This window comes from Pararcticibacter amylolyticus, assembly GCF_003130405.1.
Classification (GTDB): Bacteria; Bacteroidota; Bacteroidia; order Sphingobacteriales; family Sphingobacteriaceae; genus Arcticibacter; species Arcticibacter amylolyticus.
Genome location: NZ_QEAS01000013.1, coordinates 19,648 through 29,492, shown reverse-complemented (window position 1 = coordinate 29,492; position 9,845 = coordinate 19,648). Strand labels below are relative to the sequence as shown.

General features: G+C 39.7%; 11 protein-coding genes. 8 read left to right on the top strand and 3 right to left on the bottom strand.

Annotated features, from left to right (window positions below):
• A partial coding sequence (locus DDR33_RS15895; RefSeq protein ID WP_202913762.1) for a DUF4249 domain-containing protein occupies positions 1–803 on the top strand: 803 nt, incomplete at its 5' end.
• Positions 804–1,075: 272 nt separating this feature from the next.
• On the opposite strand, the gene DDR33_RS15890 is transcribed toward DDR33_RS15895, so the two are convergent.
• From DDR33_RS15890 to DDR33_RS15880, 3 genes are all read right to left on the bottom strand, one after another.
• Positions 1,076–2,848, bottom strand: a complete 1,773-nt coding sequence (locus tag DDR33_RS15890; protein WP_202913761.1) for a S41 family peptidase — start codon at positions 2,846–2,848, stop codon at positions 1,076–1,078.
• A gap of 122 nt (positions 2,849–2,970) precedes the next feature.
• Positions 2,971–3,285, bottom strand: coding sequence for a hypothetical protein (locus DDR33_RS15885; protein WP_146198788.1), 315 nt, complete (start codon positions 3,283–3,285; stop codon positions 2,971–2,973).
• A gap of 133 nt (positions 3,286–3,418) precedes the next feature.
• Complete coding sequence (locus DDR33_RS15880) at positions 3,419–3,850, bottom strand: hypothetical protein (RefSeq protein ID WP_109416795.1); 432 nt, start codon at positions 3,848–3,850, stop codon at positions 3,419–3,421.
• Between the two features lie 258 nt (positions 3,851–4,108).
• On the opposite strand from DDR33_RS15880, the gene DDR33_RS15875 reads away from it, so the two are divergent.
• The 7 genes from DDR33_RS15875 to DDR33_RS15845 all read left to right on the top strand — a co-directional run bounded on the left by DDR33_RS15875 (position 4,109) and on the right by DDR33_RS15845 (position 9,354).
• The gene (locus DDR33_RS15875) at positions 4,109–4,903 is read left to right on the top strand and encodes a type IV toxin-antitoxin system AbiEi family antitoxin (protein ID WP_109416794.1); all 795 of its coding nucleotides are present in this window, start codon (positions 4,109–4,111) and stop codon (positions 4,901–4,903) included.
• The gene (locus tag DDR33_RS15870) at positions 4,896–5,831 is read left to right on the top strand and encodes a nucleotidyl transferase AbiEii/AbiGii toxin family protein (protein WP_109416927.1); all 936 of its coding nucleotides are present in this window, start codon (positions 4,896–4,898) and stop codon (positions 5,829–5,831) included. Before DDR33_RS15875 ends, DDR33_RS15870 begins: the two co-directional genes overlap by 8 nt.
• Positions 5,832–5,873: 42 nt before the next feature.
• Positions 5,874–6,536, top strand: a complete 663-nt coding sequence (locus DDR33_RS15865) for a hypothetical protein (RefSeq protein WP_109416793.1) — start codon at positions 5,874–5,876, stop codon at positions 6,534–6,536.
• 69 nt (positions 6,537–6,605) lie between these two features.
• Positions 6,606–7,115 (top strand): hypothetical protein, encoded by a 510-nt coding sequence (locus tag DDR33_RS15860; protein WP_109416792.1) that lies wholly within the window; start codon positions 6,606–6,608, stop codon positions 7,113–7,115.
• 198 nt (positions 7,116–7,313) lie between these two features.
• Positions 7,314–8,009 carry a hypothetical protein gene (locus DDR33_RS15855; RefSeq protein WP_109416791.1) on the top strand — a complete coding sequence of 232 codons (696 nt, stop codon included), beginning with the start codon at positions 7,314–7,316 and terminating at the stop codon, positions 8,007–8,009.
• Between the two features lie 210 nt (positions 8,010–8,219).
• Positions 8,220–8,729, top strand: coding sequence for a hypothetical protein (locus DDR33_RS25580; RefSeq protein WP_146198787.1), 510 nt, complete (start codon positions 8,220–8,222; stop codon positions 8,727–8,729).
• Positions 8,730–8,823: 94 nt separating this feature from the next.
• Positions 8,824–9,354, top strand: a complete 531-nt coding sequence (locus tag DDR33_RS15845; RefSeq protein ID WP_109416789.1) for a hypothetical protein — start codon at positions 8,824–8,826, stop codon at positions 9,352–9,354.
• Positions 9,355–9,845: the final 491 nt, after the last annotated feature.

Genomic DNA, 9,845 nt, shown 5'->3' with positions numbered 1-9,845 from the left:
TGCTCATGCTATTCGCTGGACTGTTTATAACAGGATGCGAAAAGGTTATTAAAGAGGATCTTAAAACAGCAGCGCCAAGACTGGTTGTAGATGCCTCTATCGACTGGGTTAAAAACACAGCAGGAAACGAACAGAAGATCATATTGTCTACCACGACAGGTTATTTCAGCTCCGAATTCCCGGGTGTCTCCGGAGCGATAATTACCGTAACCAACGCGGCTAATACTGTTTTTAACTTTGTAGAAACGCCCGGAACAGGGCAGTACATTTGCAGCAATTTCCTCCCTGTCATCGGCCAGACCTACACTTTAAAAATCGTCCTGAACGGAGAAACCTATACGGCGTCAGAAACCCTTACACCTGTTCCTGCAATTGAAGATAAAATTGATCAGAACAGCAAGGGAGGCGAGGCCGGTGATGAAATGGAGATAACATTTTACTATAAGGATGATGCAAGTCAGCAGAATTCTTATCTGAACAGCATTACTCAGCCTCATTCAGCGTTCCCTGAGCTGGAAGTTGAAGATGATGAACACACCAACGGTAATCTGATGCAGGAGTCCTATTCGCACGAAAAATTAAAGGCTGGAGACAAGGTAGACATAAAATTATACGGGATTTCAAAAAGCTATTACAATTACATGTTCAAATTGATAGTAGCTTCCGGTAATGACGGCAACCCTTTCCCTACAATACCCAGTGCCGTTCGGGGAAATATAGTCAATCAGACCAATAATGAAAATTATGCTTTTGGGTATTTCAGGCTGGCAGAAGTTGCTACCAAAAGCTATACGATCAAATAATCAAGCTTTGTGAGCGGAATAAGATCATTGGTTTTTCGCCAGATCGAGAGTCCGCTCACTTAGTTACGTCCCGTAATATTTTGTCCTCCACTCGTAAAGCGCATGAGGTCATGGTGTTGAAGTTAAATTGGCTGGTACAAGAGATCTATAAAATTATAGAACTTGAACCGAAAGTCCACTACTTGATTAAACACCCTGATGGAATTACTAATGTCGTCGGTTCTCAGGCTCCTTCGGTTAAATGGGGCCGGGAAAACTAAAGTGTTTAACTTTCATAGGCTTTTGCCTGGAGACCCGATTATTTGAATGGCCTTTTCAAGTGCGATGTCCCTTGACGAACGGATACTCTCAATAGTAGGCTCGATTGGGAAATCAATTCGAACCCCCTTTCTCTGGGTTGCTATCATCCCGGGGTAGTAGATGCCTATCCCGGAATAAATAGTCTTTATTTGTCCGGGAAATTCAAGAGTAGAAACATTGCCATCGGCTCCCGAAGAGAGGGTGCCAACAACTTTTGTCTTCTTATTAGCCTGGAGCAACATGGTGGCGTATTCTGAAAAGCTGCCTGTTTCTTCATTCACGAGTACTATTATCTGTCCTTTAAAGTAGCCTTCCGAGCCAATTGGTTTCGAAGACGGATGCATTCTCAGCATTCCCGGATATCTTGTATCAGCATAGGCGACATAGGCGAAGACCGAATTCGGGGGGACAAAATTTTCAGCCAGTGCGAACAAAACAGAAGTATTGGGATAGCACCTAAGATCAAGAATGACGGATTTTGCGTCTTTTACCCGTTCGAAATTTTCTGCAAAATTATCCTTGTTAGCGGAGGTTAAATCAAAATAGGCGATTGACGGCCTTATGTACTTTGCCAGCGGCGTATCTTCATTCTCTTTTATTCTCTTACGTTTATCCTGGTGCCAGTCCCACGCCTTACGATTCCGTGAATGGATCACTCGTCTTTCTCCGTTCCTCAGAACAGTAAATTTATTGACCGAATCCTTAATGGAAATGACCGCATTGCAAATAAATCGCTGCTCTGACCACCGGTTTCCGCCTCCTGTAAAAGACGCTAAACTGTCGTACAAATGAATGGCATCCTGCCCATCCACAGAGAGAAGAATATCCCCGCATTTAAATCCTTCCTTGTTTTTCTGAGGGTCTCTGATTTTGCTGATTACCAGAGAGTCCCCAATTCTGCTTAATTGAAAATTTGGCCGATACGCCCCAAATAAGAAGCCGTCAATTGAAGCCGGATATGAAGTATGTCTATCCTTCAGTTTATTTGTCAGGCGATATATTTCTTTCCGGTAATCAACCTGCGAGCTCGCCGTCCTGAACTTCGGAATCGAAGTATATAGAACCTCGTCCCAATTCTCATCTGTATAGTTTTTAGATGGATAGAAAAAATTGATCACATTCCAGTAACGGAATAGTCCCAGCAACCTAAGTTTCTCATCGGCAAAGCTGGTGTACGTATTCTCATTAGATAGCCGAACCGTCCCTTCATTCTTCCGGTTATAGGCAAAGTCACTTTGCCGGCCTGTATGAGTATAGAATAGTTGTTCCAACTGCGTCCTGATTTTCTTATCAAGGCATATAGTATCTTCAAACCAGTTATTATCTAGCAGGGAATAGTCCTTCAGATCCGGGAAAGGATTCGATCTCTTATCACCCCCATTCCCAAACTCCGCTATCATCTTTGAGAGAACTGACCGAAATGCTTGCTTGGAGTGAGCCTTTAAGACCATTGGGATCGCATTTAATAAAAGCGAATCAGCGTTCACAGGCTTTTTCCTGCTCACTTCATTTCTCTCATGAAAATATTTAGCGAATCCCCAAACTTTGCATAAATAGTATAATCTCGAAGATTCATTGAAATCAACGGGGATATAGGACGGCTGCGCTTTCTCCCTATAAATTGAATCCTTTTCAGGATTCATGGTACTTGAAAATTGAGCGTGATACTTAAATGAGTCAATAAAAGTGCAGCCCGTAAGACAGGTAATTACCCAAAGACAAACAGTCGAAATTCCTCTTCTCATTTTTCTTAATTTTTCTTCAAGATATATTTTCCAAATGCTCTCCTGAAGCCCTGCAATACTATACAGTTTACAAGCCTGCTAATCCCTTCTTCGCAGGCATCAATCAAATACCTGCTTGCTGATCATGAATACGACAGGTTTGAAATATTGATAAAGCTTGCGTTTTTTCTGTCCTTCATGTAGACATCGAAAGGAAGATCTTTTAGCACCTGATACCTGGGAAAAAGCTGACAGGCTACCGAATCGCTTGCTTGTATTGATACTGCTGATGATTTTCCTCGTTTGTCGCGGTTAACATTGATCCGAAAGATCTCCTGGTCTTTCATGAAAAAGTCTGAAATCGCTCTTTCGACCTTTTGTTTAGCTGCTGATCCGGATTGAGCACTGCTGCGTAACAGCGGCAGGCACAATAGCATCGTTAAGATTAAAGTTTTCATTTCTGTTCGCAATTAGCAGCAACCTGATGCGTATCCGACTTTGAATAACGGCGATTTAAACAGGGGAGCCAGCCGTTGCCAAAAAAGGCAGTTAATAAATATAGCCCGGCGGACGGGGGCGCTGGCTGGTAACCTACTCTTCTAAATATCTTTCGGAATAGTTATTCAGGTTTGTTAATAACATTGAATCTGACAAAAAGAACTTTTGGCTGGAACTTCTCTGCCCGGCCGATTTGAAAAACCTGATCAGCAAGGTCAGTTCATCTGCGGTTAAAGAAGAATAATCATTGTAAACAGGTCCCTTTTTAAACTCCTCAAAGTTAATACTGCTTATTTTTTCATTGATCTTTGCCGTACTCCAACTTTTAGTTTGTCCTGCAAATTTTATCCTTGAAGCGCAATAGGCAGTGAAAAAATCTTTTAATCCACTTACATTCACCAACTCGTCGATAAGTTTACTGTTTTTTTCAGACGGCATTGCCATTGCAGGAGGCGGGCCTTGAGCCAGAACGGATATAGAACCTGTGAGAAGTGTAATCAGAAGAAGAATTGTGATCGATTTCATGGTTTAAAATTATAAGGCTAAGATATTGAAAAAATAGCTGAGTAGGGGAGTGAGGGTCAGATCAACCGCCTCCTGTAAAAAGCCTCATTTCTCATCGGGAGATTCTTTTTCAAATGTTTCCTGAGTTCTCGAAAGTGTTTATTGCTTAGTGGAGTTTACGGCATTGATCGCCGTAGAAGTTGTAATAGCCAAATATTGTGTTTATTTTTATCTGGATTTTACGTCGATAGTTGCCGTAAATTTTTAACGTCGTAAACAATGCCCTTAAATGCAAACAGAAGAAAAGAATTGCTTAGATTGGTTCCTGAAGGAAGTTTGGTTTCACGGTCCTGGCTTCTTGAGCAGCAGTTTAGCATACCGGCAATAGATAACTTTATAAAAAGCCGACAATTGGAAACGGTTAAAGGTGGGATTTATAAAAGAGAAGGCACTGATATCAGCTGGCCGGCTTTAGTATATTTCTTACAAAATCAGAAAGCCAGCGACCTTGCAGTAGGTGGCCTTTCTGCTCTTGAACTACAGCATTTAAGCCATTATATACCTTTAAGCGATCAAAAGACTGTCCATTTGTACGGGAACGGTAATCTCCCTGATTGGGTTAATGATGTGGTGCCGGAAGTACAATTTCTGAAGCATAGCATCACTACTTTTTTAGGTTATCAACCGGATCAATCCACCCTTGATCAATTGTCTAAATTTACAAAAAAGATTCGTATAAACAGCAGACAAGAGGAACTGATAGTATCCGTACCGGAACGTGCTATATTAGAAGTATTGAATGAGGTACCCGGAAAGATTGGATTCGAACATGCTTTCGAACTCCTGCAGGGACTTACCAGTTTGTCACCCCGCGCACTTCAGCAATTATTGGAATTATGCCATAATTTTAAGATAAGAAGACTTTTTTTGTGGTATGCGGAAAAGTTGAATTATCCATGGCTCAACCGAATTGACCGTTCAAGAATCGAACTAGGCTCCGGGAACCGGGTAATTGTAAAAGGAGGCAAACTAGATAAGAAATATTTGATTACCGTACCTCATGGTTATGAGTAGGAAAGAAGATTACGAGAAGCAAGTTCGTTTGCTTGTGAGCATATTGCCAATTATTGATAAGGAAGAGATCTTTGCCCTAAAAGGGGGTACAGCAATTAATCTATTTTATCGGCCATTTCCAAGGCTATCTGTGGATATTGACCTTCTTTACTTGCCTATGGACGACAGAGAAACTGCCTGGAAGAACGTTAAGGCAGCCTTTGTACGAATAGAAGAAGGGATAAAAAAGGCAATACCTGCGGCTAAAATACAAAATACAACCCTGCAGCAAGATGATTCGTTGCGAATCATTGTAGGCTTAGGCGATATACGTATTAAAGTTGAATTGTCTCCGGTTATTAGAGGATGCGTTTTTGCGCCAGAACGGATGGTTGTACGCGAAGAAGTTGAAAGGGATTTTGGTTACGCGGAAATTCTGGTTGCCTCCCATCCAGACCTTTATGCTGGTAAAATCTGTGCAGCATTAGATCGTCAGCATCCAAGAGACCTGTTCGATGTAAAACAACTTTATGAAAATGAAGGGCTGACTGAAGATCTTCGAAAAACTGTAATTGTATTTTTAATTAGCCACTTCCGACCGATGTCTGAGTTGCTTAATCCTAACCGGAAGGATATAACGCAAATATATGAAACAGAGTTCCGGCAGATGACAACAGTGGATGTTTCGTTGGAGGAACTACTTGAAACCAGGGAAAAGCTTATTGCTGACATTAATCAAAGCATGACTGAAGACGAACGTAAATTCCTCTTGTCCTTTAAAAACAAAAAACCTAATTGGCCATTGTTAGGCGTTGCTCATCCAGAAGCAGTAGCTGCATTGCCATCTGTCAGATGGCGCATGATAAACCTGGAAAAAATGTCGGCTTCCAGGCACAAGGAATTTTATGATAGGTTAGCAGCTATACTGTTCCCCTCAAGTAAAAGTTGACTCTGGAAGCTACTGAAAATCTAAATTGAAAAGCTTTAGTTTATGAAGGCAGGACCGATTATCGTGATGAGTCTGGGAATAATTATCACATGGCTTGTTTCTAGTTGTAAACAAGCGGAATCAGATGTTAAGAAGCTTTGTGAAGAGTTCTATTTGCAGAATAGAGGGAAAAGCTTTGACGGTTTATATGACGTCCTTATTGCAACAAGCAGGTTAAAGGTCGAATATGACAGCTTAGTAAATCAATATGAATATTCTTTCCCCGTAATCGCCGTTTACAACGAGTCATCAGCAGGCTTTATTACGATCCCTGTTTTTGGCAGAGGAGCTGGTTTGATAGAGAAAAGCACTGCTTTTAACAAAATGGATGAAGAAACGAAACGGATTTTATCCGAGAGATTATTTGTTAAATCGAAGAATAATTTGTTTGGCGCTTACTCGCATTATGTGGACAGTATTTATGCAAAATATGATGGTTTAAAGACCCCCAGCTGGTATAACAATAAGAATGTAATAGTTGAAGGGAATCCTCGCCTTGGGAAATTCGTTACATTTACTTTAAAAACGAATAAAGAAGTATGTAAATGCTATTTTGTAAGGGATAAGAGCACCTTAACCCCTTATTGGTCCAGGCATTTTAACAGAATAAATAAACTGGATTCCGCCAGATGGTATTATGAAGTACATGACAATGATGGAGAATAGAGGCTCGTCCTCACACAAAACTATCTTTATAACGGGAAGGAGTTGCATGAGGGGGTGACCTGCTGGATTATGGAGCACGGTTTTATGATGCCAAACGGGAGGTTTACGACAACCCTTTCTGATTATGAGCGGTTAAAGGGAGAGTATTTGAAGAGGTATAATTTCTCGCCCAGGCTCTTTTATCCGCAAACCGGTTTTCTTTTTCAGTTCGAGCTTAAAACTTTAAAAGGAAATAAAGCCGAGGTATTTATTAATACAGATAAAACCGTTACAAAATACATGAAGGCGGATACCTCCCTGTTTAACATTCAGTCATGGAGGCACCACATCTTAGGCGCGATCATCGACTTTAATCATCGAAAGAACCCTATAAGGGAGCATCCTTCCGACGCAGCAGAGGTAGTTGATCTTGAAGAGAACGATGATCTTGCTTTTTCAGTTATCCGGATAAAAGATGAATGGATTCAGATTGAATGTACTTCTTTCTGTGGTGTATCGTGCCCAGATAAGGCAATAAGAGGGTGGGTTAAATGGAAAAGTAAATCTAATGTCCTTATCCGTTTCATTTATTCATGTTAAAAACATTGGAACGTTCTTTAGTGGCCGTTAAGTTTTTGTAGTTTTCACTATACCTGTAATGCTTGTGTAAGTATGGTGTGATAGATAGTCACATTGCTGATAGATCTTTCAGGATGCTAAATATATACTGGTGATTGCTTTAGAAATAGAAAAGTGTCGGAAGCAACGATTTGTTTAGTTACTTTTAACCTTAGAAACATGAGATATTACAGTATAACAGTAATGCTTTTTCTAGCATTTTGGAGTTGTTCTCAAGGCCAGGACTTCAGGTCTGCCCCGCAACAGACATCAGATCCGAAGACAAAAAAGGTCACTCCACCTAACGCTCAGAAAACACAAGACGTTCTTTCAGAAAGAGAATATGACATATCTCATAGCAAAGGAGTTGTTGTTGCAAATGTCGGAGATCATGTTTCAATACCTTTATCTTTATATAACCAAGATGGTACATTGTGGTTAACTATCGCCTTTGAAGAAGTAAATAAGGAGCAATTAGCAAAGATTCACCCCTTTGCATTGTCTGTAGATGAATTGCTATTAGTATTCAAGTGTGTGGGTAGAACCAAAGGCTATTACACGGTCGTAATAAATGAGCAGACGGGTGAAAGGAAATATGTAAAATCAGATGATCCCGGTTTTAAGTTTGAGAGATGGGAAGAGCATATTTTGGATTGTTTTTCTGTTGGATTTAATGCGTCTAAAAACCCTGTTAAAATTGCCCCGGCGGATGAATCAAAGTTATTGCCATTTGATAAGGAAGAATTCTATATGCCGGTGAAGATTCAAAAAGACTGGCTACAGGTGAAATGGGGAGATGAAGAGAACTGGAAATATGGGTGGATAAAATGGCAGGAGGCAGGAACATTGTTGCTTTATTTATTTTATACTGCTTGATTTTTAGAGACTATAGGCTGGCAGTTGGCAAATGATACTGCTTATTCCAATGATTGGCTAACTGGTAAACGACAAATAGGGTAAGAAGTAACGATCCGGAGCTGTACAATGGGTTAAATGATTCTGGAAGCTACTGGAAATCTAAATTAAAAAGCCGTTTTAGGAGAGGAGCTGCTTTGATAGAAAGAAGCACTGTTTTTAAGAAAATGGATGAAGAAACGAAACGGCTTTTGTCCGAGAGATTATTATTTGTTAAATCGAAGAATGATTTGTTTGGTGCTTATGAGGAAGTTATTTTTAATGAACTTGCTATTTGTGATCTTTTTGTTATCCTGCAGTTCGGAAAAAAGAATGGTTTCACACTGGTATGGATTCTCAGACTCTCCTTCAAGAAGTATACAATTAGCTTTTAATGCGGATTCAACTTTTCTTCTAATGAATGCAGTTTCCGGTAATCTGGCTTTTTCATTATCAGGACACTGGCGAAGAATAAGCCAGAGTACATTCGTACTTATTAATCCCAATTATTCAAATGTACGAGGCGAAGCAAGCCCCCTGGCTTACCGCCCAGGGGAGAATATCGATGAAATTCTCGCTGGTACCAATACTCGTTATTTATTTCCGGGCATTCAAATCGATACAATCGCTTTTTCAAAACATTACAAAGGATTTTATTTTAAAGGATATCGATTTATTATAGGTAGTAGGGTTAGGCATTAAGGATTAATCAGGGATATAAAAAACGGTCTGGAATCATTTTTTTTGACTACGGTTCCTGGCTTGGTGAAACGGCCGTTAAAGAAGTAGTAGAAAAATGAAAATAGAGTTAATACAAATATCAAGCAGAAGCATTAAACTGTCCATTAATAACAACTCAGGTAGTAATGATATTCAGGTTTGGCATAAAATAGTTACTGATATAATATTGTTAACCGGTATCAACAAGGCAGTTTCCTTAATTACCATTGATCCCATTAAAAGCTCTATTGGCTATGATTATCCAAATGAGAAACTGAGATACAATAAGCGGTCTTACCTTTTAAGTGACATTAAGTCTTTTCGTGCAATTGATGCTTTAAATTTGGGAGACAGTTCTGAATGGCAATTAGGTTTATCAATAATATTGTACTCCGACAGTCATACAATCAAACATGTCAATATCTCCCAATTATTTCCTTTGGATGAAGACGGTATTCTTAATATTCAACAGCCAACCTTATGCTGTTCTAATGATGGGTATAGTTTATATTGGCTAAATTCTGATCAACCCTTAAATGAGGTTATTTCAAAAATCACACAAATAGCTAATCTGTATCAAGTAATAATAGAAACTGTCACATGCTAGTCTTAGCGTTAAAAAAATGTAAAAACGCCTGGTTCTTAATTGATTCAGGCGTTTTTTTGTCTGTTTTAGACTACTAATAGCAAAAAAACGAATAGGATAGTATCGCGTTCTGTCTTTGTGCTTTTCTCTTCAGCCTACACTACAGCATAATCCAGGAGATTTTTGTTACTTCATCCGTGAACGCTCAAAGAATACATAAAATGACAGCGGTCATTTTATATCAAATAAAGGCTTTATACCTTACACGAACTTTACGGAGCAGAAAGAAACAAACACTCCATTCAAGTAATCGCCAATATGGATTTTCAGTATTCAGTGCTGCCGTTTGCAAGAAGACAGGAAAGCTGGGCCTTCAGAGCCAAGCGGAAAAACTAACGGGAACACAAGGGCCTACGCAAACGGTAACAGCGCAACAAGCTTTATAATGAAGGTGTTATATTTGAACTTCCAATAAACCGGAATTCGGATTTACCTCAATAAACAATCTAAAA

Coding starts and splice junctions, on each gene's coding strand:
- DDR33_RS25580 (WP_146198787.1), top strand. CDS start 8,220: ATGAAGAAACGAAACGGCTTTTGTCCGAGAGATTATTATTTGTTAAAT.
- DDR33_RS15865 (WP_109416793.1), top strand. CDS start 5,874: ATGAAGGCAGGACCGATTATCGTGATGAGTCTGGGAATAATTATCACA.
- DDR33_RS15855 (WP_109416791.1), top strand. CDS start 7,314: ATGAGATATTACAGTATAACAGTAATGCTTTTTCTAGCATTTTGGAGT.
- DDR33_RS15890 (WP_202913761.1), bottom strand. CDS start 2,848: ATGAGAAGAGGAATTTCGACTGTTTGTCTTTGGGTAATTACCTGTCTT.
- DDR33_RS15870 (WP_109416927.1), top strand. CDS start 4,896: ATGAGTAGGAAAGAAGATTACGAGAAGCAAGTTCGTTTGCTTGTGAGC.
- DDR33_RS15875 (WP_109416794.1), top strand. CDS start 4,109: ATGCCCTTAAATGCAAACAGAAGAAAAGAATTGCTTAGATTGGTTCCT.
- DDR33_RS15880 (WP_109416795.1), bottom strand. CDS start 3,850: ATGAAATCGATCACAATTCTTCTTCTGATTACACTTCTCACAGGTTCT.
- DDR33_RS15885 (WP_146198788.1), bottom strand. CDS start 3,285: ATGAAAACTTTAATCTTAACGATGCTATTGTGCCTGCCGCTGTTACGC.
- DDR33_RS15845 (WP_109416789.1), top strand. CDS start 8,824: ATGAAAATAGAGTTAATACAAATATCAAGCAGAAGCATTAAACTGTCC.
- DDR33_RS15860 (WP_109416792.1), top strand. CDS start 6,606: ATGGAGCACGGTTTTATGATGCCAAACGGGAGGTTTACGACAACCCTT.